Annotated in this window: 22 protein-coding genes; 18 read left to right on the top strand and 4 right to left on the bottom strand. The window is 36.4% G+C overall.

The window, feature by feature from the left end:
- Positions 1-86: 86 nt before the first annotated feature.
- The 4 genes from DB520_RS21260 to DB520_RS21245 all read right to left on the bottom strand — a co-directional run bounded on the left by DB520_RS21260 (position 87) and on the right by DB520_RS21245 (position 2,592).
- A complete protein-coding gene (locus tag DB520_RS21260) occupies positions 87-368 on the bottom strand; it encodes a hypothetical protein (protein ID WP_114751785.1) in 282 nt (93 codons plus the stop codon).
- A 390-nt stretch (positions 369-758) separates the two neighbouring features.
- On the bottom strand, positions 759-1,364 hold the full coding sequence (locus DB520_RS21255) for a Uma2 family endonuclease (RefSeq protein ID WP_114751784.1): 606 nt from the start codon (positions 1,362-1,364) through the stop codon (positions 759-761).
- A 254-nt stretch (positions 1,365-1,618) separates the two neighbouring features.
- Positions 1,619-1,960: a hypothetical protein gene (locus DB520_RS21250; RefSeq protein WP_114751783.1), complete on the bottom strand. Its 342-nt coding sequence runs from the start codon at positions 1,958-1,960 to the stop codon at positions 1,619-1,621.
- 77 nt (positions 1,961-2,037) lie between these two features.
- Positions 2,038-2,592, bottom strand: a complete 555-nt coding sequence (locus DB520_RS21245) for a HEAT repeat domain-containing protein (RefSeq protein WP_114751782.1) — start codon at positions 2,590-2,592, stop codon at positions 2,038-2,040.
- A 426-nt stretch (positions 2,593-3,018) separates the two neighbouring features.
- On the opposite strand from DB520_RS21245, the gene DB520_RS21240 reads away from it, so the two are divergent.
- The 18 genes from DB520_RS21240 to DB520_RS21155 all read left to right on the top strand — a co-directional run bounded on the left by DB520_RS21240 (position 3,019) and on the right by DB520_RS21155 (position 25,933).
- Positions 3,019-3,912, top strand: coding sequence for a ChaN family lipoprotein (locus DB520_RS21240; protein WP_198675408.1), 894 nt, complete (start codon positions 3,019-3,021; stop codon positions 3,910-3,912).
- Positions 3,913-4,622: 710 nt separating this feature from the next.
- Positions 4,623-5,330, top strand: coding sequence for a polysaccharide biosynthesis/export family protein (locus tag DB520_RS21235; RefSeq protein ID WP_232835087.1), 708 nt, complete (start codon positions 4,623-4,625; stop codon positions 5,328-5,330).
- Positions 5,331-5,341: 11 nt separating this feature from the next.
- Positions 5,342-7,699, top strand: a complete 2,358-nt coding sequence (locus DB520_RS21230) for a GumC family protein (protein WP_114751779.1) — start codon at positions 5,342-5,344, stop codon at positions 7,697-7,699.
- A 71-nt stretch (positions 7,700-7,770) separates the two neighbouring features.
- Positions 7,771-8,652: an ABC transporter permease gene (locus DB520_RS21225; protein ID WP_114751778.1), complete on the top strand. Its 882-nt coding sequence runs from the start codon at positions 7,771-7,773 to the stop codon at positions 8,650-8,652.
- Positions 8,653-8,691: 39 nt separating this feature from the next.
- Entirely contained in the window at positions 8,692-9,969 is a 1,278-nt protein-coding gene (locus tag DB520_RS21220; protein WP_114751777.1) for an ABC transporter ATP-binding protein, read from the top strand.
- A complete protein-coding gene (locus DB520_RS21215) occupies positions 9,956-10,540 on the top strand; it encodes an acyltransferase (protein WP_114751776.1) in 585 nt (194 codons plus the stop codon). Before DB520_RS21220 ends, DB520_RS21215 begins: the two co-directional genes overlap by 14 nt.
- 29 nt (positions 10,541-10,569) lie before the next feature.
- Entirely contained in the window at positions 10,570-11,550 is a 981-nt protein-coding gene (locus DB520_RS21210) for a glycosyltransferase family 8 protein (RefSeq protein ID WP_114751775.1), read from the top strand.
- A 115-nt stretch (positions 11,551-11,665) separates the two neighbouring features.
- Positions 11,666-12,673: a glycosyltransferase gene (locus tag DB520_RS21205; protein ID WP_114751774.1), complete on the top strand. Its 1,008-nt coding sequence runs from the start codon at positions 11,666-11,668 to the stop codon at positions 12,671-12,673.
- A complete protein-coding gene (locus DB520_RS21200) occupies positions 12,670-13,638 on the top strand; it encodes a glycosyltransferase (protein WP_114751773.1) in 969 nt (322 codons plus the stop codon). Before DB520_RS21205 ends, DB520_RS21200 begins: the two co-directional genes overlap by 4 nt.
- Positions 13,639-13,729: 91 nt before the next feature.
- Positions 13,730-14,650: a glycosyltransferase family 2 protein gene (locus DB520_RS21195; protein ID WP_114751772.1), complete on the top strand. Its 921-nt coding sequence runs from the start codon at positions 13,730-13,732 to the stop codon at positions 14,648-14,650.
- 17 nt (positions 14,651-14,667) lie between these two features.
- A complete protein-coding gene (locus tag DB520_RS21190) occupies positions 14,668-15,474 on the top strand; it encodes a glycosyltransferase family 2 protein (protein WP_114751771.1) in 807 nt (268 codons plus the stop codon).
- A 175-nt stretch (positions 15,475-15,649) separates the two neighbouring features.
- Positions 15,650-16,777, top strand: a complete 1,128-nt coding sequence (locus DB520_RS21185) for a glycosyltransferase family protein (RefSeq protein WP_114751770.1) — start codon at positions 15,650-15,652, stop codon at positions 16,775-16,777.
- Between the two features lie 48 nt (positions 16,778-16,825).
- Positions 16,826-17,863 carry a glycosyltransferase family 4 protein gene (locus tag DB520_RS21180; RefSeq protein ID WP_114751769.1) on the top strand — a complete coding sequence of 346 codons (1,038 nt, stop codon included), beginning with the start codon at positions 16,826-16,828 and terminating at the stop codon, positions 17,861-17,863.
- A gap of 107 nt (positions 17,864-17,970) precedes the next feature.
- Positions 17,971-19,212, top strand: a complete 1,242-nt coding sequence (locus tag DB520_RS21175; RefSeq protein ID WP_114751768.1) for a glycosyltransferase family 4 protein — start codon at positions 17,971-17,973, stop codon at positions 19,210-19,212.
- A 29-nt stretch (positions 19,213-19,241) separates the two neighbouring features.
- A complete protein-coding gene (locus DB520_RS21170; RefSeq protein ID WP_114751767.1) occupies positions 19,242-20,558 on the top strand; it encodes a hypothetical protein in 1,317 nt (438 codons plus the stop codon).
- Positions 20,559-20,594: 36 nt separating this feature from the next.
- On the top strand, positions 20,595-21,743 hold the full coding sequence (locus DB520_RS21165; protein WP_114751766.1) for a glycosyltransferase family 4 protein: 1,149 nt from the start codon (positions 20,595-20,597) through the stop codon (positions 21,741-21,743).
- A 5-nt stretch (positions 21,744-21,748) separates the two neighbouring features.
- Positions 21,749-22,411, top strand: coding sequence for an acyltransferase (locus tag DB520_RS21160; protein ID WP_114751765.1), 663 nt, complete (start codon positions 21,749-21,751; stop codon positions 22,409-22,411).
- Between the two features lie 111 nt (positions 22,412-22,522).
- Positions 22,523-25,933 carry a non-ribosomal peptide synthetase gene (locus DB520_RS21155; protein WP_114751764.1) on the top strand — a complete coding sequence of 1,137 codons (3,411 nt, stop codon included), beginning with the start codon at positions 22,523-22,525 and terminating at the stop codon, positions 25,931-25,933.
- Positions 25,934-26,116: the final 183 nt, after the last annotated feature.

Below are 26,116 nucleotides of genomic sequence, written 5' to 3'. Positions count from 1 at the left end.
GGTTCAATCAATACGTTTCTTGTTTCCATAATCCTATCACCCCTCCGGGGTTGGTTTACAATTTGTAAATTGTGCACGGCCTACCTTTATGGTTGTAAATCCGGGTAATCCCCTGGGCCTGCGCTCGATTCAATGCATCGGCTCTTGAGACGGACATCCAACAGCACCTTTGATTCCCTATCCCCTACGAACAATCTTACCACAACCCCTCCAAGACCCAAATCGGTAACGAACCCCGGCAGGGGTGGCATTATTATAGAAAACAAGATTCGGAAACGAAGACCAACCCCAGCCGGGGTGACTTTTTTTTTGCCGCTATGGAAATCGCCACCGGCATCCCCGTCCCCACCGCCTGGCCAATAATCCATCTACTTTTATATTGGAACCTTTCTTTCCCCGAAACAAATTCATCTCCGTTTTCAAATTTTGACAATCGCCGGAATTTGCTTTCAGGGGAGTTCAACCCCTGCCGGGGTCAGTTTCCTATTGCGTTCCTGATTCCATAATCAGTCACCCCTCTGGGGTTGGTTTTCCTTTGGTAAATTGTGTACTGCCTACCTATTTTTTTATGGTGTAGATCCGGTTAATCCCATGCCTGTTCTCAGGTCAATGCATCTGTACTTGGGACGGACATCCAACAGCACCTTTGATTCCCTATCCTATGCGAACAATCTTACTGCAACCCTTTAACGTCCAAACCGGCAACCAACCCCGGAGTGGTTGAACTCCAATGCACGCAATGGCTAGAGTGAATGGCCTTATTGTCTTTCAAAAATATCTCCTACCTCCAAGGTAAACCCCTTGATTACCTCTGACTGCAGAGTGTCGCCTGTGGTGAAAAGCCTTGAGGCTTTATATTCCCCATTCATTAGGGTGTAGATCAACAGCGTATTTTCACTGGGGTGGATTACCCAATACTCTTTTACACCGGAAGCTTCATAAACCTTGTATTTATCTTGGAGTTCCTTACTGTTGTTACCGGGGGAAAGGATTTCCACAATGAGGTCAGGGGCTCCTACACAACCGAGCTCATCCAGTTTCTCCGGGTCGCATACCACACAGATATCCGGTTGCACTACTGTGTCTATGTCCTCATTTTTTTTGGATTTGACGGGTAGGCGAACATCAAAAGGCCCTGCATATACCTTGCAGGGTTTTTTTTCCAAATAATTGTAAATCTTGGTAAAAACCCTGCCGGAAACTTCCTGGTGAATTCTTCTCGGTGCCGCTATTTGCCTGAAAACCTTGCCTTTGATCAGTTCTACCATTTCGTCTAGCTGCCAGTTGAGGTAATCGGCGTAGGAGTAGTGGCCATATTCAGAGAAAGGCTCATTGAGGTTGTTTTTAAGCTTCTCTTTTTCCATAACCTAAAGATAATCAATTGGTATTGACCGTACAATCACCTTCAGTAAACAAAGTTCACAGTGGTTTTAGGTTTTACGATGCTGTGGTTAACTTAAAGAAACCCTAAGACAAGATGAAAATGTATAATGTGCAACTCCCCAGTTTTCAATTCCTTAGGAATGGATGGATCAAATTGAAAGTGAATATTAGCTTATCGGAGGTAGGAATAGGTCGGCCCTCTGTGCAGGCTCCGGGGAATTCACCAACAAGAGGATCAGGTTGTTTTTTTGATGGAAAGTAGCCGGATGGCCGGAATGGCCTTCCAGAAAACGGGTACGTCATTGGGAGCCGGCCGAAAAAGGTCTTCCAGGTATTCTAAGGGTTCAAACTGGATATATACGGGTATGGGTTCTTGGGTTATCACCTTAAATTCTTCCGGTAGGTTTTCCGGGTAATACAGTTCATTGTTGAATTGGATGAGAAACTGATATCCTCCCCTTGTAGTTGTATTGATCACTACCTCTGCATTCCCCTCTCTTTTGGGGTCATCATCATGTCCACAGGAACCTATTTGGAGTAAAGCTATAAATATTGCAAACAGGTTGTATGCCTTCATGTTGCCTAGACGTATAGGAATTGAGAAACGCTACATGCCACTTTTATTTTAAGACTATCTCTTTATAACGAGAGGTATTACCCAAGCTCATCTTCAAAAAGGTCCTTCAGGTCACTCAATATCGCTTCGGCTTCCTCTTTCTTAATTTCAAAAGACCCATCCGAGGGAGGGTTGTTGAGAAAATGCTTATAGTGTTTTTCGGCCTTTTTGAGGGTTCTGGGGCTCATTTCAAATTCGGTATAGTCTAGGTGTTCCTTTGCCAGGGCAGAAGCCTTGAAGTTGCCAAATAGGTAGATGCGAAAGATATCCACGAACTTTTCGCTGAGGTCAAACTCCTCCAAAAGAGAAACCAACCCACCGTTATGGTTACGGTTTGCCGGTAGGTGTATGACCTCCAGAAGGGTGTCCAGGCCCTCCTCTTTTTCCTCCATCATGGCCAAGGCCTTTGTAGCCAGGAAAGCATTTTCCATGTCTCCTTGCCTAAGCACCTCTATAAGAGCTTTCCGTGCCTGGTGACTGCCAATTTTTGCGAGCTTCTCCCCAAATCTTAAGGGCTGCTCCTCGGTTTTATCCAATAGTCGGTCTAAAAGGGACTTAATAGTATTGTCCTGTTCAGGGTCTGATGGTATCATGGTAGTAATTTATAAAATGGCTGCCAAGATACCTCAAATAATGCGCAAAAACATTCTTTGGATAGGGCATTTCTCCAGTGGAAAAACGGTCTGCCATGCTGAAGGCAAATGACTGATCCCTATTACGGATGGATTAGGCTTCGAAAGGATTTGGTCACAGAGGGCACGGAGGAGTCACGAAGGACACTGAGGTTTTGATGTAGTCTTAGTTTTAAATGGTGTTTCAATCCTGTCTTTAAGACGAAGGGACTTAGGGAGCGGGAGATATGTTTTCTTTATAATCGGGGTTGACACTTCGGGGGAATCTTGCCCTCCCCCGATAGCTAATGGGGCTATCGGGGAATCATCTGTATGTCTCTTGCTAAATACTCAATTTCCTCCTATCAGAAATTTGGCTATTTTTGGTTTGACCAATTGCAGCAAACCATGCGCACCCCTACATTCTTGTTTTTCCCACTATTTTTTTATTTCCTTGCCTTGGCATCCTCTCAAGGGGCAAAGGCACAGGTTGAGGAACAATACCGGATCTACGATACCAGGACCAGTCAGGAAATTAGCATCGAAGACCTCAATGTGGCGCTTGCCGGCGCGAATGTGGTCATGTTTGGGGAGGAACACGATGATAGCATCGCCCATATCCTTCAAGCTGATTTATATGAGGCCATGCTGGCAAGTTATGGAGATGTCACCTTGAGCATGGAAATGTTTGAAAGGGATGTGCAGTTGGTCTTGGATGAGTTTTTGGCAGACCTGATTTCGGAGGAGAAACTGGTGCAGGAGGGAAGGGCATGGCCCAATTACAGGGACTATGCCCCTATCCTGGCTTTGGCCAAGTCCTCTCAAAACCCTGTGATAGCGGCCAATGTCCCGGGAAGGTATGCCCAGATGGTGGCAAGGAAGGGATTGGCTGCGCTGAAGGAATTGGACAACAGGGCAAGTGGCTTTTATGAAACCTTTGACCTGCCCAGTAGAGATGACCCTTATCGGAAGAAATTCTTTGACGCCATGGGGGAGCATGGGCATGGTATGGGTCCGGAGGTATTCCATGCCCAGCTTCTGAGGGACGCCACCATGGCAGCCAGTATTTTCGATGCCTGGCGCGCAAATAGGAGGGGCAAGGTTTTGCATCTCACCGGGAGGTTTCATAGTGATTCCCATTTGGGAACTGTGAAACTATTACAGGATAGAAGGAGGAGACTTGAGCTTATGGTCATTTCCTGCTTTTCGGTCAATGATTTCCAGGACCCGGATTGGGGGGAATATAGGGGTTTGGGGGATGTTGTGATAGTGACAGTGGGGGATGCTGCTGGTGGGGAGTAGGTGCAGTTGATCCATCTGTTTTAGTTTAAAAATTTACTTAGAGGGGTTGATTCTCAATCCAATGGTTTAATTAGAAGAGGGGATTGGGGCGAATATTTTTATTAAATTTTGATTTATACGAAAAAAACAATTTTTTTTTAAAAAAGTATATTTTTCATAAAATTTCCGAATTAATAAGTTATTTAAAGTAAAATAAATATTAGAATTCAGTTACTCATATAGGAATGAAAAGCATTTTTATAGTTTTGAAAAACATTTTTATATATTTTATCTTTCTTTTCTCGATTTGATTTGTAAATTTGAGATCACATAGGCGGTAGTCACTCACCTAATTTGGCAAAATGGGGAGTGGTTGAAATTTTAAACTTGAAGTTGGGTAGTTATAGGTAAAATACTTGAAAAGGAAGGGAAAAGTTTTACAACAGTGACTTGGAATTCAGCAGCCCGAATTTCTTATTTTAAAGGGAAGATGGTAGATTTTTGCCCTACCGATCAAGAACTACATCAAAAATAACCCCATTTTAACTTACTGCCTATTTCATGCCATTCTTTTAAGTCCTTGGGACTGACCGGGCGAAGCTGTGTAAAAGTCTAAAAAGTAATAATTAACTATATTTTAAAAGAAACCATTGCTTGTGAAAAATATTTTTTATGCCGTAGTTTTAATGTTGCTTTTTTTTGGATCCTGCACCACGAGGAACCTTATTTATATGAGAGACTTACATAAAGAGGGTGCCAACACGGAAAAGATAAAAAATGCACTTGAATCTAGAATACAACCCATAGACCTTTTAAGTATTACTGTCAGTACGCTTAACCCGGAATCCAATATATTGTTTAACAGTGGTGTAATATCCAGTATTGGAAGTTCCGCCGGGCAAGGCAGTACCCCTAGCCAACTCAATGAAGGTTACCGGGTGGATAACAATGGGGAAATCAACTTCCCGGTATTGGGTAAGATCAAGTTAGCTGGATTGACCCTGGAGGAGGCCTCCGATAAAATGATCCAACTTTTGGAAAAAGAAGCTCGAAACCCTATTGTCAACATCAAAATTATGAATTTTAGAATTACAGTAGTGGGAGAAGTCAATAACCCCAGTACCATCCCAGTCCCCTCGGAAAAAATTAACATCATTGAAGCAATAGGTCTGGCAGGGGACATGACCCCCTTTGGTAAAAGGGAAAACATATTATTAATGCGGGAGGTTGGAGAGGACAGGACAACGGTAAGGCTTAATTTAAACGATAAAGCCATCCTTGATTCTCCCTTCTTTTACCTGCAGCAAAATGACATCATTTATGTAGAACCCGACAAGGCCAGGGCTTTGCAAGCCAATTCCGGCCGGGTAAATACGATGTTCTACCTGACCCTTCTGAATTCAATCGCCTTCGTGGCCTGGATGTTCGGCCTGTTTTAAACCTGATCAATATGGATCATTCACAGAACAGATTGTTTGGAAAACAATCACAAGATTTTAACATACGGAACCTGATTGACAAGTACCTGAGGTATTGGTATTGGTTTGTAATCTGTACATTTTTGACAATTTCCGTTACTTATTTTCACATCCGTTACAATATTGTTCCAAAATACGCCGTAAGTACTACCATTTTGATTAAAGAGGATAACCCGAAGGGAGCCTTTTTTTCCGGGGAAATGTCCGGTGGTTTGAGTGATTATGGAGTAAACAAAAATATTGGAAGTGAAATGATCGTCCTTCGGTCCAGATCACTTATGGAAAGGGTTTTTGAGGAATTAGGAATGAATACCACTTACTATATTGAAGGCCGCTTCAGGGATGTGGAGGTTTTTAAGGAAGACCTTTCTATTGGGCTTGTTATCAATAAATTGGAACCTTCAGCATATGGAAGAACGATCAAGTTAACATCCTTGGAAGACAACAGTTTTGACCTGACCGAATTTGACGGAGAAGGAAACCCCCAAGTCACTAATCATAAATTTGGGCAGGAAATCAACCGACCTTATGGCACCTTTACGGTCATTGGCTCTTCGGAATCGGAAAGCAGTAGTAATATTATTGTAAATTTTCAAAACATTAAAGACCAGGCTAAAAGTTATAGCCAATCATTAGGGGTTGAGTTGCTCAGCAAGGATGCAAATGTAGTTCGATTGGGTTTGACCGATGCCGTACCCAAAAAAAGCATGTTGGTTTTGAAAAAACTCGTGGAAGTATACAATAAAGAAGCCATTGAAGACAAAAATAAAGTGCAACTCAGTACGATTGCGTTTTTGGATGAAAGAATACAGTTCTTGTCTACCGAACTTTCTGAAGTAGAAAGGAATGTGGAAACCTATAAACAACAAAACGACCTGACCGATGTAGATGCCAATGCACAGCTCTACATGCAGTCCGCTAGTCAATATAGTAAAGAGTTGGAGGATCTGGAAATCCGAATGGACATTATCAATTCCTTGGAAAATTATGTCCACCAGGAGGAATTGAAACTTATCCCAGGATCCTTGGCGATAAACGAACCTACCCTTAATGGACTTATGGCCAAATATAACGAGCTTTTGTTGGAAAAGCAGCGGATGCTTAGGACCATTCAGCCGGGTAGTTCGCTGATACGAAACCTTGATGAACAGCTTGGTAATTTGAGAGATAATATTCGTGAAAACCTTAGGACCATCAAAAGCAATATGGAAATCACCTTGAATAACTTGAGGTCCAGCACAAGCCAGTTTCGATCTAAGGTGAGAAATGTACCCTCCATTGAAAGGGAATTGTTGGAAATCAACCGGCAACAAAGTGTCAAACAGGCCATTTACCTGTTTTTACTTCAGAGTAGGGAGGAAGCAGGCCTTACTTTGGCTTCCACCCAGGCCAATTCCCGAATCATTGATGAACCGGCCGCAGGCACCCTTCCTGTTAACGCAAGTAAATCCACCCTATATTTGGCTGCAATCAGTTTGGGGCTAGTGATCCCTTTCGGTTTTATTTACCTGAAAGACCTGCTAAACGATAAGGTAAAAGAAAGAAAGGATGTAGAAGGGCACACCCATGTGCCAATATTGGGAGAAATCTACCACAGTAAGGAAAAAGGCAACCTTCAGGTGGCTGAAGGAGATCATTCCATTATTGCCGAAACATTCCGACTTGTCAGGGCCAACCTTCATTTTGCCAATGTGGGAAAAGAAAATAAGGTGATTTTGGTGACTTCAGCCAGAAGCGGGGAAGGAAAAACTTTTTGCAGCATCAATCTAGGTGCAACCCTGGCCTTGTCTGGAAAGAAAGTGGTCATCGTGGATTTTGACCTAAGAAGGGCTAAACTAATGGAGTACTTAGGTTTAAAACCTTCAGTTGGCTTGACCGATTACCTGGCATTTCCTTCTTTGGATGTAACTGCTTTGTTGGTTTCTTTAGAAGAAGTGGCCGGTCTGTATGTTATAGGGGCCGGCACCATCCCTCCTAATCCCGCCGAATTAATGATGAGTACCAGAATAAAAGAACTGATCGAAACCTTACGCAATGAATTTGATTATATTATTCTAGACTCACCTCCCATCGGCCAAGTAGCAGATACTTTTAGTTTAGCTCCTTTAATAGACTCTACTGTATATATTATACGCTACGGCTATACCTACAAAGCCCAATTGGCGATTATAGAGGATGTGTATCAAAATAAGAAACTAAAGCAACCTATGCTCGTAATGAATGACGCCAGCAAAAGAAGTGGTCACACGTATGGATACGGGTACGGATATGGACATGACAATGGGAATTCTTCAAGTAAAGGAAAAGGGGAAAAGGTAGCGAAGATTTAGCTATGAAGAACGCCTAAAAATTAAAATCTAAAGTTCATCATTTTTTCATTTTTAAATTGAATAGACAATATATGGATACCCTAATAATTCAAGAAAATCCTAACCTTGTAAAAGATCAAAGATGGGATTTAATAATTAAACCCCACAAAAATCTTCTTGAACTACGTTTTAATGATGTGTGGGCCTACCGTGACCTTTTGTGGCTACTGGTACGAAGAGATTTTGTATCTTTTTATAAACAAACAATTTTAGGACCCCTCTGGTTTTTTATCCAACCCATTTTGACAACCATCATGTTTACCATCATTTTTGGTCAAATGGGAGGATTATCAACAGATGGTTTACCCCAACCTCTCTTTTATTTAGCCGGTATTACCGCTTGGAATTATTTCGCTGATTGCCTTACCAAAACATCCACGGTATTTAAGGATAATGCAAATATATTTGGTAAAGTCTATTTTCCTCGGCTTATAATGCCTTTGAGCATTGTATTCAGTAATTTAGTCCGATTTGGAGTCCAGTTTTTGTTATTTATTCTGGTAATGGCGTATTACGGATTGAATAATACTCATTTTCAGCCGACCTGGGGAATTTCCCTGTTTCCGATAGTGGTTTTGCTAATGGCTTTTTTGGGACTGGGAACCGGATTGACAATTTCTGCTATGACCACAAAATATCGCGACTTAGCATTTTTACTTACCTTCGGAGTACAATTACTTATGTATGCAACAACTGTTATATATCCTCTATCAGCAGCCAGCCCCAAATATTATTACATTATTGCATTGAATCCCATGACACCATTGATAGAAACTTTCCGGTTTGGATTTTTAGGCCAAGGTAGTTTTAGTTGGATATATCTTGGATATTCAGCCTTGGTAACAATAATGCTTTTATTGGCAGGAATAATTATTTTCAATAAAGTAGAAAAGGACTTTGTGGACACAGTCTAAGAGTCCTTCCTTCAAATTTCCCATAAAATTAATTCAGCAATGTCATTAGTCATTAAGGTAGAAAATCTTTCAAAAGCATATCAATTAGGGGAATTAGGAACAGGCACTTTAAGCCGTGATCTGGAGAGATGGATTGCTAAGTTAAGAGGTAAAGAAGATCCATTCTTACAAGTAGGCGAAACAAATGACCGGGAAAAGAAAGGAAGGTCCAATATAGTTTGGAGTTTAAAGGACTTAAACTTCGAAATCAACCAAGGAGATACAGTTGGAATTATTGGGCGAAATGGAGCTGGAAAAAGTACCCTGCTTAAATTGTTAAGCCGGGTTACTTCTCCTACTAAGGGTGAGATAAATGTGAAAGGACGGATTGCGAGCTTACTTGAGGTGGGTACAGGATTTCATCCTGAGTTAACCGGTAGGGAAAATATTTATTTGAATGGGGCTATTTTGGGGATGAGGAAGAAGGAGATAACCCGAAAATTTGATGAGATAGTAGATTTCGCTGGTGTAGAGCGATATATTGACACACCAGTCAAACGCTATTCTTCAGGCATGTATGTGCGCCTAGCATTTGCAGTAGCAGCCCATTTAGAATCAGAAATTTTAATAGTTGACGAGGTATTGGCAGTGGGCGATGCTGAATTTCAGAAGAAGTGTTTGGGTAAAATGGGTGATATTAGCAAATTAGAAGGTCGTACAATATTGTTTGTTAGTCACAATATGCAAGCAATAAAAACATTAACTAGAAATTGTTTATTACTTAAGTCAGGCAAACTTATTAAATATGATGAGACAGATAGTATAATAAACGCATATAATGACTTAGAAAAAAACAAAAATCTGACATACCGATCAGAATCTAGTATCAAGAAACCCAAAATAACTAAAATTGATTTAAGTACCAGTTTGCCTAATAATGTCCATGTAAATGGTGAAGATCTCATCATCAAAATTGAAGTTTCTATACCTGTAGAGATTAAATCAGCTTGGTTATCTTTACAAATCAAGGATTCAAATGATAAGGTAATTGTACATGTCTGGACAAGTAACAATGACCAACCATTTTTTGATAAATCGGGGAATTACAAAATAAAATGTACTCTACCAAAGTGTCAGTTATATATGGGGGATTATACTTTAGATTTGTACATTTCTGGCCCCCCTGGAGGTGAAACATATGAAATTCTACAAGATGTTTGCCCTCTTGAAATAGTCATGTTCAATAAAAACAGAGAATGGCCATGGCGGAAGGAAGAATGTACATATTTAGCGGATAGTAATTGGGAAATAATTCGAAACGGTTATGAGATTATTTAGTAGGTTTTTCAAGAAAAAGTTAACAAGAGAGCAAGAATATAAAAATAGAGCTATTTATGATTCCTCGGTATCTTTTGGCTGGGCAGGAATAATCACCAATTTTGCCAATGATCCCAAGGCTATAATTATAGGAAAGAATACTGTGATAAATGGTGAACTAATTATTAACCCATATGGTGGAAAAATTATAATTGGAGATTTTTGTTATATAGGGCATAATACACGGGTACAATCAGATACCCAAATCAGTATAGGTAATGATGTTCAAATTTCATATAACGTCAGTATTATTGATAACAATGCCCATGAATTAAATAGTATGGAGAGAAAAACATCATTAAGAAAAATTTTAATTGAAGGTTATGAGAATTTAAAGCAAAGAGGAAATATACTTGGCAAACATATAATTATCGAAGATGAAGTATGGATAAACTTTAACTGTATAATCTTAAAAGGTGTAAAAATAGGAAGGGGTGCAATTATTGGAGCAGGAAGTGTCGTAACAAAAAATGTACCACCATATACACTAGCTGTTGGTAACCCAGCTAAAGTAATTAAAACAATAAATTAATTATTATTCAAATTCTGTTGCATGATGATATGATATCTGAAAAAAAGCTTAATGTAGTTTTTGCAATTGATCAATTTTATATTCAACATTTTTGTGTAGCCGTAACGTCTTTATTAGAAAATAACTTAAAAATCATAAACAAAATATTCTTAATAAACGATATTGAAAATAATTTTAGTCTTAACCAGACTATAAAGTTTATTAATAAAAAATATAACATTAAAATTATAAATATATTTTTTGACACCTCTTTAGTAAAAAATTTTAAAATTGATGGCCACATAACCCATGCTTCTTATTACAGAATATTTTTAACGGAACTCTTGCCTAGGGATGTTGAACGAGTTTTGTTTTTAGACTCGGATGTTATAGTTAACGGATGCATCAAATATTTTTTAAGTTTGAATTTCCAACCTGATGTAGCAAATAATTTACCTAAAATTTTGCATCAAAAATCTAATATTAGGAAGGAGTATTTTTTATATGCTATAAGTAACCTGTTTGATCAAAATAAAGAAAGATTAAAGGACTTAGGTCTGTGTGGAGCGCAATATTTTAATGCAGGTGTTCTTTACATTGATTTAAAACAGTGGAGAGAAAATAACATAATTAATAAATTTATTTTTGTAGCCAATGAGTTTAAAGAAAAACTTTACCTACATGATCAGGATGTCATGAATATTGTACTCGAGAATTATTGGTTAGAAATAGATGAAAAATTCAATGCTATAGGCTTAGAATTTTCAAACAAAAAAATTGATATAAAGGATTATATAATTATACATTTTACAAATTTCCCTAAACCTTGGCATTTTAAGAATTCCCATCCTTTCAAGTGGCTATATTACTATTATATATGGAAAACCCCATATAGATTGTATATACCAAAAGATCTTAACCTTTATAACCTATACAAATTTAAAATAATTCCAAGAGTAAACCATTTAAAAGATAGGTTAATGCGATTAAATCTAAAAACAATAAAAAGAAAAATTTTTAGATTATATTAAGAAGAATAAAGGTTTTGTATCTAATAAAAACCATTAAATGACTTTCATTTCTATTTAAGTCGCTACCAATTTAAACGCTGTAAAGACTTCTAAAAATTTTTATTGTCATAAAATCATGAGTAATATTGAAGTTAAATCAGTTAATCCAAATCTAGGGTTTAGACCTATTTGGTCTGTAATGATTCCAACATATAATTGCGCTTACTTTTTAAAAGAAACTTTAGAAAGCGTCATCAATCAATACCAAGGGCCAGAAAAGATGGAAATCTGGGTAGTAGATGACCATTCTACTCACGACAATCCCCTTGACGTCATAAGTGGTTTAGGAAATGGAATAATTAAGTTTTTCAGACAAGAACAAAATGTGGGACAATTGAAAAACTTCGAAACATGCTTAAATTTAGCCAAAGGAAAGATTATTCATTTACTGCATGGAGATGATTTCGTACACCCCGGCTTTTATGAAAAATTGGGAAAACCATTACTTCATGACGATTCTATTGGCGCTGTATTTTGTCGGCATGAATTTGTTGATGAGAATAGCAAGTTGTTATTCCGTTCGAAGCAACTTGCTAGCCAACAAGGAGTATTGCCTGAATTTTTAAGCACAATCGCATCCAAGCAGGTAATTCAAACTCCATCAATAATCGTTAAAAGGGAAATTTACGAGAAAATTGGTGGTTTCAATTTTACTTTAAAAGGGTGTGAAGATTGGGAAATGTGGATTAGGATAGCTAGCCACGGGTATAAATTTCACTATGAACCCCAAATATTGGCTTCGTATAGATTAAGGGAAACTTCCAATTCTGGCTCTTCACACAGAACGGGGCGGTTTGTAGATGATGTTTTGGAGTGTATGAAGATTTATTTAAGGTATCTTCCGATATATGGTAAAGAACGAAGACAGATTGTTAAGAAAGCTAAAGAGCATTTTATCCAATATTCTTTGTTTGCATATTATAGAATGAAAAACGACTATGGTGATTATCAATCCTCAACCCGCATCCTTTTCAAGGCATTGAAATTATGCTATGATTTTCCTTCTTCATTTAGAATCCTTAAGGAAATTATTAAGTGCCATGTTTTTTTTATTTTTTTCAAGACTAAAAAAATAGCCAGTTGATCAACGGTATTTCAGTAATAATTTGCTGCTATAACAGTTCATCACGGATTAAGGAAACCTTAAAGCATATTGGTCTACAGGTAGTTTCAAAAGAAATTATTTGGGAGGTGATCATCGTAAATAACTGTTCTTCAGATAATACTGAGGAGGTGGCAAAAAAAGAATGGAGTAATAATAATATCTCGAATGTGCCATTTAAAATTGTAAAAGAAGATAGCCCTGGATTAAGTTATGCTAGAAATAAAGGTATTAATGAAGCAAAATTTGAATTTATAATTTTATGTGATGATGATAATTGGTTGGATAAAAACTATATCAAAAATGCTTTTACAATATTGAAAAATAAGACAATCATTGGCGCTGTGGGGGGACAAAGTATTGCTTCATCGGATGGCCCTTTTCCCAGTTGGTTTGAGAAGTATAAGGATAATTATGCAATTGGAAAACAAGGTAATATAAGTGGGGACGTCTCCGATAGAGGGTACTTATGGGGAGCGGGCATAGTCTTTAGAAAAAGCTTATATGAAATAGCTTTTTCTAAATGCCCTCCGTTACTAACCGATAGAATTGGAGGTTCCTTATCATCAGGAGGAGATTCTGAAATCTGTAAACGAATTTTACTTTTGAATAAAGAATTACATTATTGCGATGAATTAAAATTTACGCATTTTATCCCACAATACAGATTAACTGAAAATTATAGGGATAATCTTCTCAAGAGTCTAACTTCTTCAAAAAATATCCTAGATAAATACTCCGAATTAATTTTTATACGTAAAATCCATATTTCACAGAAGATATATTTTTTTTGTAGTGCTATTTTTAAGTTAATTATTTTGTCAAATTTTAATAAAAAGGGAAAGGATATACAGAGAGATAAGAGATGGATTTATTTTATTTCAGGTCTGAATTTGAATGTGGATAAAATTTCTATCCAAATAAAAAACATTAGTAAAACTTTATGATCAAAAAATTTATAAATCAACATTTTTCATTTTGCCATGAGGTAATTATCTTTTTAATCCTCGTTAGTCGAAAAAACATTGTTAAATAATAATGATAAAATACCCCATGATTTCTGTAATAATTCCATCCTATAATCAGGGTGGATATTTAGAAGAAACCATATTATCTGTCTTAAATCAAAACTATTCATCCTTGGAATTAATAATAATCGATGGAAAAAGCAAGGATAATTCGATTGATATAATTAAAAAATATAGCAATTCTATTACTTATTGGGTAAGTGAACAAGACCGAGGCCAAAGTCATGCAATTAATAAAGGGATGGATATTGCAAGTGGTGAATATATTGCTTTTCTCAATTCAGATGATTGTTACCTGCCCGGCTACCTTAATGCGATTGCTAAACAATTAATAGAAAGCAAAAAACAAATTGATTTTATCTATAGCAATGTCGGCTTGGTAGGTCCCGAAATAAAAAATGCAACATTATTTAAAAGCAGGAAAATTTCAACTTTGAAGGCCCATAACTTACTTAAGTTTTTTTATAGTGTGGATTATATTATTCCTTCACAATCTGTATTGATGCATAGAGACTTGGTTAGGAAAGTAGAATATTTTAAAGAAGATCTTCATTATTGTATGGATCTTGATTATTATGTAAGATGCGCCTTACAAAAACCAATTTGTCAAGTATATACTCAACCATCCTATTTCTTCAGAATCAATGAATTCACAAAAACTTCTACTCAGAAGATAAAGATGTATGAAGAAGCAATTATGCTGGTGGAAATTTACAAGAATCGACTTGGTATTTTACAAAAATTTAATTTGGAGCGACTTGTAGCTTTTGAAAATCAATTTCGACATATCCGAGAATATAATGAGTATTTGATTTCTGTTAAAAAGCTTCTTAGACTATTGGTATTGAGCCCTGTTCATAGTCTTTATGATCGACGTTATCTTGGGTTGTGGAAGAGATTATTTTTTGGATCGAGAGATATTCTTAGCTAAAATTTAAAATTATCAATATGCTGAGTGTAATAATACCTACTTGTCACAGGAATGATTTATTGGCTTTATGCCTAAACAAGCTAGCTCCTGGAAACCAATCTTTGCCATTCAATAATTATGAGGTAATAGTTAGCGATGATGGTATAGAAAGTACAGCAGAAGCCATGATTATGGATGATTACCCATGGGTAAAATGGATCGAAGGTCCCAAAAAAGGCCCCGCAGCTAACAGGAACAATGGTGCCAACTGTTCTTGCGGAGAGTGGTTGGTATTTACAGATGATGATTGTTTGCCTGAAAAAGAATGGTTAAAAAGTTATCAAAAACAAATTTATTCTAATCATTATTTATATGTTTTGGAAGGACGTACAATTGCGGACAGACCACAAAATCGCTTTGATGAACAGGCCCCTTTAAATTTAGTAGGAAACAAATTATGGTCTTGTAATTTTGCGATTAAGAGAGATTTATTTCTAAAGTTAAATGGTTTTGATGATTCCTTTCCATTTGCAGCAATGGAAGATGTGGACTTTTACACTAGAGTCCTAAAACATACATCTACCCATTTTGTTCCTGAGGCCATTGTGATACACCCTTGGAGAAAAGCCAAACCTTTTGATACTTTTAATAAGCATTTAAAATCTCATGTCTATTTTGCAAGGAAATATAAATCGACTAGCAGCTTAAGTTTCAGGTGGACTAGAAGTAAAATTTTTATTCATATTTTATTTTCTGATTTCAGAGAACTATTCAAATTTAGAATGAAAGGCTGGCGATATTATATAGAAAAATGTTGCTTAAATTTTTGCTTAATATTTATTTAGATAAATATATATAAACTCTTATTTAGTTTACATTCATCATTTCCAAAATTGTTTTATTAAGAAAATAAGGCTTCATATTGTATCTAGATTATTTATAAGAAGGGTTGTCTATTCAAATTTTTCCATGACAAAAAATATTTTCGAAAAAGACCACAAAAATTGATAAAATAAAAGAATGAAAATACTGTTTTTGTGTGGGTCTTTAGAACAAGGCTGTGATGGTGTAGGTGATTACGTCCGGTGTTTAGCTGGGGAATTAATGAGACAATCCCATGATATTTCTGGTATAGCTTTATTTGATTGGTATATTACCGAAGTCAAAGAGGAATTTCAAAATTCAGAAGGTTTCTTAATCCCTGTCCTTCGAATTCCAGGAACATTTTCTTCGAAAGAGCGCTATACTTTATCTAAAAATTGGATTGATAATTATAATCCTGAATTCCTCAGCCTCCAATTTGTACCTTATTCATTCAGTAAAAAAGGACTTTTTTTTAGCTTAAGCCATAATTTAAAAAAAATCGGAAAAAACCGAAAATGGCACATAATGTTTCATGAGCTATGGGTAGGAATGAATACCGAATCTTCAACACTTTTTTTTTTGTGGGGTAATCTGCAGAAAATTTTAATAAAAAAGCTATTAATAAATTTAAATCCGGATGTAATTCATACTAATACTGAAGTTTATAGAATCCAATTAGGAAATTTAGGATTTGTAGCGCATAAACTAGTTATATTTTCAAATATTAAAAATGCATGTTATAACCTAAACAAAAAGGGGAAAAATCGAAAAATTATTTCCAACAAAAATAAGATCTCATTAGTGTTGTTTGGTTCTATTCACCCTGGAGCACCAGTTGAGGAATTTGCTTCTGAAATTTTTCGTACATGGAAACAAAAAGAAATTGAAGTTCAACTTACCATTATCGGTCGATCTGGTGATTTACGAAAAAAATGGACTTCGTCCTTTAGATCAGTCGGCATTGAAGTGAGATTATTAGGTGAGCAATCCCCTGAGCATATCTCTAAAGTATTAGATAATTCAACTATGGGGATTACAACTACTCCATTTGCGTTAATAGAAAAGAGTGGTACCATTGCTGCAATGCTAACACATGGTTTGCCCATAATCTGCGTTTCAAGTTCTTGGGAAGTAAGAAAAATTGGAAAAATTCAACTTTCAATTGATGTATATGAATATAAGGTCGGACAGCTACATTTAATTCCTCCGAATGGTGAAAAAAAAAACAATAATACTCCATGTATAAGAGGTGTGTCAAGAAAGTTTACTGAGTCACTTAAATGATTAAAGTTTAATTAATAATAGGTCGTAAAATTTCCTTGTAATTATCAAATGGCATTAAAGATATTAATCTTATCACACAAATTTTATCCAGATATAGGAGGCATAGAATCAATAAGTTTAATGCTAGCAGGAGCATTTTCAAAATCGGGTCATGAAATTCATGTGGTTACCTGGTCATCAGATCATTCCAATAAAGATTTTTCTTATGTTGTAGTTAGAAACCCATCAATTATACGTCTTCTTTATGAGCATTCTTGGGCAGATGTAATATTTGAAAACAATATTTGTTTACGTCTTGCCTGGCCGAGAATATTTTTAAGAAAAGCCTCTTTAATCGCCTTACATACTTGGATAAATAGGGCGGATGGGTCATTGGGATGGCAAGACAGAATGAAACTAAAATGGTTGAGTAAAGCAGGGCAAGTAGTTGCCTGCAGTAATGCTATCAAGGAACGCTGCTGGCCAGATTCAATAGTAATTGGAAATTCATATCAAGACGAAATGTTTAAAGAGCTTCATGGAGTCGAACGTAATGCTGATTTTATATTTTTGGGGCGTTTAGTCTCAGACAAGGGGGCTGAACTTGCAATTCAGGCATTTTATAACTTATTACATAAAGGCGACATAGCTGATTCTAATGATCTCAATCTCAATTTAACTATAGTAGGAGATGGACCTGAGAGGAAAGATCTTCACAGAATGGTGAAAAGCTTATGTTTAGAAGATATTGTTATTTTTAAAGGTGCACTTCAAGGTAAAGAGTTAGTACAATGTTTAAACCAACACCGATATTTAGTTGTGCCTTCGCTATGGGAAGAACCATTCGGAATTGTTGCTTTAGAAGGAATGGCTTGTGGCTGTTTACCAATTGTATCAGATGGTGGTGGTTTGCCTGAAGCTGTCGGTAATGCTGGGATAGTTTTTCGAAGGGGCGATGTAAATGACCTCACAAGGTGTATGGAACGAGTTGTAAAAGAGCCTAGATTAAGAGAAAAATGTTATAAAGAGATGCATTCTCATTTAAAATCTCATTATTTGGGAGAAATATCTAAACGCTATCTTTCCATTATTGAGAAATTAAATTAACCTAAAATAAAATTTATTTGTCTAAATAAAATTATTGTAAACTATATGCAAGTTCAGCTTGGAAATGAAAAGAATTTAGCGTTTGAAACCTCCATATAATTTTTAAAATGAAAATTCTCCTCACCCATCCAACAAGTAATGAATTTAATCGTGCAGCGGCACTTGGATTTCATAAATCAAATGTTTTATCGGAGTTCCATACCTCGTTGGCTATTTTTCCCGGGAGTTTACTAGATAGAATTAGCCGAATTGGCCCTTTTGGGGAATTAAAAAGGCGAAGTTTCGATCCGATTCTTAAACCTTATACTCGAACCTGGCCATGGCATGAATTTGGTAGGCATTTAGCCAAAAAAGTTGGCCTTCACGACTTAATTCGTCATGAAACCGGTATTTTTTCTGTCGACGGGGTTTATAAATTTTCAGATATTAAAGTTGCTAAAGCCCTTAAGTTAGCTAACCGCCTAGGTGCTACAGCTGTTTATGCCTACGAAGATGGTGCAAATGCATCTTTTAAAGAAGCCAAAAGATTGGGTCTAAGTTGTTTTTATGACCTTCCAATTGGTTATTGGCGAACGGCACGGAGGCTTTTGGATAAGGAGCGGGAATTATGGCCCGATTGGTCTTCCACCCTCATTGGATTTGCTGATTCGGAGGCTAAACTTGCTAGCAAGGACGAAGAGCTTCGATTAGCTGATCGAATATATGTAGCTAGCCAATTTACTGCAAATACTCTTAAGGATTACCCCGGAAGTTTATGCCCAATAGAAATCATCCCCTATGGATTCCCTACAGTTACAGACAGTTTTAAACCAGCGACTAATTCATTGAGTCGGCGCTTAAAGCTACTTTTTGTTGGAGGTCTTTCCCAACGCAAAGGAATTGCCAATCTTTTTAGTGCTGTTTCATCATTAACTCACTACGTAGATCTAACAGTAGTAGGTCAAAAAATTTGTGAAGCTTGTCCTGCTTTAGACGCCGCTTTGGCAAAACACCGTTGGATTCCAACTTTGTCACATGCTGAAATACTAAAACTGATGCAGGCTAATGATGTTTTGGTATTTCCATCACTTTTCGAAGGCTTTGGCTTAGTTATTACAGAAGCTATGTCACAAGGTACACCTGTAATCACCACTGAACGTACTGCAGGTCCGGATCTCATAGAACACGGTAAAAATGGCTGGTTAGTAGAAGCAGGATCTACCTCTTCGCTTCAGGAGGCTTTAGAGAATCTTTTGTATCGTCCTCAAATTATTGGTGAGGCAGGTAAAGCTGCTATGGAAACTGCCCGCCATCGCCCTTGGGAAGTATTTGGTCGAGAGCTTGCAGAATCAGTTTCCAAACATATTTAAAATTAAAAAAATTTAGGGATTCACTAAGGATGCATGATCCGACCATTTCTAGCGCACAGTCGGAAAGTTTTAGCCATTTGGCAGAAGATCCAAACCAAAGGCTTAAGCTAGTCATTTGGGCATATTTTTTCTTAATAATATTTGAAGGTGCTCTAAGGAAGTGGTTTTTGCCAGGATTAGCAACCCCTTTATTGGTAATTAGAGATCCAATCGCTTTATGGCTAGTTTTTATGGCCTGGAAACAAAACTTACTTCCGGGAAATATATACCAGTCAGGAATGGTATTAATTGCAATATTAGGAATATATACTGCTACATTTGCTGGACATGGCAGTTTAATGGTGGCGATTTTTGGAGCACGTATTCTGCTACTTCATTTCCCTTTGATGTTTGTTATTGGAAGTATTTTTGATCTTGGTGATGTATTGAAAATTGGGAAGGTAGTTATTTTGATGACTGTCCCTATGACTCTCCTAATTGCCATACAATTTTATAGTCCGCAAGAAGCATGGGTAAATCGAGGTATTGGAGGCGACATGGCGGGGGCTGGTTTTGATGGGGCTCTAGGATATTTTAGGCCCCCAGGGACTTTTTCTTTTACAACTGGCACTACTCTATTCTTCAGTTTAGCTTCAAGTTATATTATTTACTATTGGTTAAATCTCCAAAGCATTAATAGATTGTTGCTGTTATCGGCCACATTAGCTTTGTTATTTGCTGTTCCTCTTTCGTTAAGCCGGGGTCTACTTTTTCAAATAGGTGTATCATTTATTTTTGCTCTCATAATTATAAGTAAGAAACCCAAGCTATTAGGTCATTTAATAGTAATTGGGCTAGTAGGTCTTTTGTTATTATTTGTTTTAAGTCAGATTAGCTTATTTCAAACTGCCTCTGATGTGTTTACATCCCGTTTCGATGCAGCATCTGATTATGAAGGGGGGGTAAAAGGTACTATTTTAGATAGATTTTTAGGAGGGCTGTTTGAAAGCATTACAGAATCTAATGACCTACCATTTTTAGGATATGGATTGGGAATGGGTACAAATGTGGGAAGTACGCTCTTGACTGGGAATCGTACTTTTCTGATTGCAGAAGGAGAATGGGGCAGATTGATTGGAGAGCTGGGAATAATTATGGGTATTTTAGTGATTTTAATCCGTATTGGACTAGTTACAAAGATGTTGCTATTAGGTTACCAATACATGGTTAAAGGTGATTTCATGCCATGGCTTCTCCTGAGCTTTGGTAGTTTACTTATAGTCCAAGGCCAATGGGGCCAACCCACTGTACTTGGATTCTCTACCTTAATTGGGGGATTAATTATAGCTTCCTTTAGAAAGCAATGAGTAGTTCGCCAATCCTAGTCAAACATTTACAAAATTATGCGCATAATATTAATTGGAAATTATCGACCAGATAAGCAAGAAAGCATGTTGCGTTTTTCAAAAATGCTAAAACAAGGATTTTTTAATGCGGGGATTCTTTCAGAAATATGGGAGCCTCCAATTATTTTCGGCAGACTTGCAAAATCTACAAATACAGGTTTGGGGAAATGGCTAGGTTATATTGACAAGTGGATAATTTTTCCCATAATTTTGAAATTTTTAAAACGAGAAATGATTAACGATGGTCCAGATTTTAGATTTCATATTTGTGATCATTCAAATGCACCCTATTTAAAACATCTCCCAAAAGATTTAACTAGTATAACTTGCCATGATGTTTTGGCTATTCGAGGTGCTTTTGGCTTTAAGGATGCATATTGTCCCGCCTCAACTCTAGGAAAAATTTATCAGAAGTGGATTCTTCAAAATTTAAACAAAAGCCGAAAGTTAGCAGCAGTTTCTAATCATACGCTATATCAGTTGCAAGAAATAGCTCCCCACCAAAAACTTAAGCACCAACGATGGGTAGTTATTCATAATGCGTTTAACGCAGATTTCCAACCCATGAAATCTCCGTATAGAGACCAAATAGTTAGAAAGTTAAACCTTCAAGATATCCCTTTTCTTCTTCACGTAGGGTCTGGTCTTCCTCGAAAAAACCGTAAGATGTTACTTCAAATGGCTATAAGTCTTGGTGAACAATGGGGTGGACATCTTTGCTTTGCCGGGGAAGCATTAGATGATGATTTCTTAGCACTTGTTGAGACATTTTGTTTAAGTAACAGAATAATTTCCATAGTCAACCCAAATCATGAAACCTTAGTCGCTCTTTATAGTACGTGTGAAGCTTTTGTTTTCCCCTCTTTTTCTGAAGGGTTTGGATGGCCAATAATTGAGGCCCAGTCATGTGGAGCACCTGTAATTACCAGTAATATGGAACCTATGCTCGAGGTGAGTGGAGGAGGGGCTCTTTATGCAGATGTCAATGACCCCCAATCATTTGCAAATTTATTTATTTCACTCAGGGACATTAAACTACGCTCAAATCTTATAAAAAAAGGATTTCAAAATTCTAAGCGATTTAATTTAACAAAAACTATAAATCAATATCTTAACCTTCATGAATTAACCACTATTTCAGAATAAGTATCATGTTTCTAAAAATAATCACTTTTTTATTGCCTTGGGTTATAAAAAGATGGGTATTAGAAAACGCTTTCGGTTACAAGATTCACAAAACTGCTCATATTGGTCTAGCTTGGATCTATCCAAATAAATTGATAATGGCTGCAGGTACAAAAATTGATCATTTTACTATAGCTATCAATCTTGATAAAATAGTTATGGAAAAAAAAGCAAATATTGGTCGAGGAAATTGGATTACTGGATTTCCTACCAATGTATCCTCTTTGCATTTCAAACATCAATGTGGGCGTAAAGCAGAATTGCGAATGGGTGAATCAGCAGCTATAACCAAAAATCACCATTTAGATTGTACAAATCTTATTGAGATTGGCCGGTTTGCTACCATTGCTGGTTATAATTCCCAATTTCTTACCCATTCCATTGATGTAGTGGAGAGTTGCCAAGATAGCGTACCGATTTATATTGGCGAATACACATTCGTAGGAACCAATGTAGTGGTACTAGGGGGAGCTAATCTTCCAGCACGCTCAATACTCGGAGCCAAATCACTTCTCAACAAATCCTTTAAAAATGAGTGGACTTTATATGGGGGTGTTCCGGCAAAAGAAATCAGTGAAATTTCTTCAAATGCTAAATATTTCAATCGTCAAGATGGTTTTGTCTATTAAGGCACATCAACATCTTAATGTAATTGACAACATATATGAATAAATCCTCTAAATTAAAAAATTGTCGCAGGACATATTTTTTTTTAAATTAATAGTTATAGAATATCAAAGATGATTGAAATTAAATCCGAGAAATTCTGGAAATCTTATCTTTTTGGTATTGAAGAACCATTCCTACTTCCATTTGTTGCTAAAAATACTGCAACTACAAAAGGAAGAAATGATAGTACTATTAGGGATTTACAAATAAAAATATCTAATTCAAAAGACCTTCAAAAATATGCACATTTGCACAATCTGGAGGTTAATTCAATTTTAATGGGAGTCTGGGCATTTATGCTTTCCATTTATACAAGAAAACAATATGTTGTATTTGGAGTTTCAGAAGCCCAAATAAGTTCTGGCTTTAGAAAGGAAACTAATGAAGAAAATATTACCCTCCCAGTATATGCTTCCCTTGATAGTGATCAGCTTGTAAGTGAATGGCTAAAAAATCTTCAAAAAAATAAAAACCAATCTTTAGCATATGCAGACACAAAAATAAGTTCTATTCAAAATTGGCTAGGTATAAAGGACAATCTATTCGATACATTGTTGAATTTTAAAAATAACCTAATTTCATCAAAACCAGAGAGATTTGTGAAAGATGATCAAATAGATCTATTTGAAAAATTCTCGATAATAATCAATGTCAACTTACAGCAGGATGAAGAGATATTTTTGCAATTCGGCTATTTGGATGGGATAATTGTGGAAAATATTATATTGAAAATCATTGATCACTTTAATAATGTATTACACCAAATAATCAAACAGCCTAACCTGAAATTGTCACAACTAAATATTGTGACATTACACGAAAAAGAGATTTTGCTTGAAGCCTTCAATGCCAAGGTGGTTGACTTCCCAAAAAATAAAACCTTGATAGACCTTTTTGAGGATCAAGTTATTAAACAACCAAATTCAATAGCATTGATCTATGAGGACAACAATTTAACTTACGCTCAATTGAATGATAGGGCAAATCAGTTGGCACATTTTCTAAATAAAAAAGGTATTACGCTAGAAACGATAGTTCCGATCTGTATAGATCGTTCTCTGGATATGATCGTTGGATTGCTAGGTATTCAGAAAGCCGGTGGTGCTTATTTACCAATTGATCCTTCCTACCCGCAGGAAAGAGTCGAGATCATCTTGGAGGAAACAAAGCCCCAAGTGGTGATTAGTTCCAACAAGTATAAGAGTTTATTTATAGATCGTAAGGAGATAGAACTGGTGTTGCTTGATAATGAATGGGATCAAATATCGAAAGAATCATCAAATAAAACAGTTATAAACCTTCAGCCAACCAACTTAGCATATATTATATATACTTCAGGTTCTACTGGAAAACCAAAAGGAGTTCAGGTAGAGCATATGGGTGTAGTGAATTTATTGAGTCATCAAACCAAGGAATTTTCATTCGGAAATAGTGAAAGGGTATTGCAAATTGCAAACTATGTTTTTGATGCTTCCGTGGAACAAATATACCTGCCGCTTTGTAATGGTGCAATTTTGTTGATGTTTCCACCAGAACAGTTTTATAACATTGAAAAAATACAAACCATTATTAAAAAGCAGAAAGTAACCCATATCCATTGCACTCCTTCATACCTGAAATTGCTTACTCCAGGTCATTACGGACATCTGAAAAGGGTTATTGCCGGGGGAGAAATTTGTTCAGTTCAATTAGCAAAGGAATGGGAACCATTTGTTCAGTTTTACAATAAGTATGGACCAACTGAGGTGACAATCACGTCAACTGAATTTGCATATTTCTCTCCTTTTTATAGCTCAGTATTACCAATAGGTAAACCAATATCAAATACCCCACTTTACATTTTAGATATTGAAAGAAGGCTAGTCCCCCAGTTTGTGGCTGGAGAATTATATATTGGAGGAGTCCAAGTGGCAAGGGGATACCATAATAATGCTGAACTGACGAAAGAAAGGTTTTTACCAGATCCATTCAGCAAAGATGCAGGCAATCGGATGTATCGCAGTGGAGATTTGGTAAGGTGGCTTCCAGATGGTAATGTTGAGTTTCTTGGTCGGCTTGATGATCAGGTTAAAATCAGGGGGTTTCGGATAGAACTTGGAGAAATAGAAAATGTGATAAGGCAAAGCAAATTAATTAGTCAGGTTGTTGTTTTGGCTAAAGCAGATCAAGAAGGTAACAACTTTTTGGTAGGATATATAATAGCTCCAGCGTCATTTGATAAAAATGCTATTATCAGCTGGCTCAAAGAACGTCTTCCGAATTACATGGTTCCAATGCTATGGGTGGTTTTAGATCAATTTCCTTTGAATCATAGCGGTAAGATAGATAAAAAAGCACTTCCCGAACCTAATTTGGAGACCATTGTTAAGGAAATTTTTGTCGCACCTTCAACAAAAACAGAATTATTACTTTCACAGATTTGGAAGAGAATTCTTAGTTTGCAGCAAATTGGTGTTAATGATAATTTTTTTGAATTGGGTGGCAATTCATTGTTTGCTATGCACTTGATATCCCAAATATATAAAAAGATGAAAGTGAATTTGGAAATAAAAGATTTTTTTTCAAATCCTACGATTTCATTACTTTCACACCTTTTGGAACACCGGAAGTCATCTGTTGAGGCCCCAACTCAAAGTCAAACTTACCTAATTCCAATAAAAAAAGGTAATATAGCCCCCATTTATATAGTTTGTGGAATTGGGGGATCCGCCTTTACTTTTTACAATCTCGCTAAGATGCTAGATGAAAATCAGGCCGTCCACGTTTTTCAGCAACCATCAGGAGAAGATTATATTGAAATTATTCCCAAGACTGTTGAGGAATTGGCCACAGCTTATGTTAGAGAGCTTCTAATCAATACTCCGCAGGGACCATTTATATTGGCAGCACATTGTGTAGGGGTTTCTATAGTGGTGGAAATGACAAAACAGCTGGAGAAAATAGGTAAAGAGGTAAGCTTAATTGTCTTGTTTGACCCTGAATATATTGGTAGCAATAGTAAATTTTGCGAAAATCATGAACTAAATAGCCGACCCTCTTGGAAACAAATATTAATTTCAAAAATACAGGCAAAAGCAGATTTTGAATGGTATCTGTTAAGAAATCACACAAAAGCTGCCCTATTCTATAAGTTTTCTAGACTAAACACAAAACTAAATCCGTTTTATAAAGAAGATGATAATCTGAAGGCATTTAATTCCATTTCTTCCAAATATAGATATGCTGCAAAAAAACATATTTTGACAGCATATGAAGGTAAGACAATTGCTTTCTTTCCGGAATATTTTTATTCATTCGTGGACAAGAATCAGGGTATTTATTATAAAAAACAATTTCACGATATATATTGGAGAAATAAATGGAAAGAATATTTTCCCAATATTTCAATTTATACTGTTGATGGTGAACATTCCAATATGTTTGAACCCAAATATGCCAAAAAATTGTCCAGTATTCTGCAAAAATACCTTAATGATTTTTAGGGTAGTGTAGTTGGTAAATTATAGTGATCTGTTTAAGAATATTATTTTAATGAATATTTATAAAAAAAAACCGAAAAAATTATCCTGTTGTTCTGTCTATTTGAACAGAAAAGGTAATGAATGCAGGCCTAAAAATGGCCGAAATATTTAAAACTCGGAGTTCTTTATACCTGATTGAGACAA

The organism is Pleomorphovibrio marinus (genome assembly GCF_003347495.1).
Taxonomy (GTDB): domain Bacteria; phylum Bacteroidota; class Bacteroidia; order Cytophagales; family Cyclobacteriaceae; genus Pleomorphovibrio; species Pleomorphovibrio marinus.
Note: the sequence above shows the minus strand (reverse complement) of the source record. Positions and strands in the feature narration are given on the sequence as shown.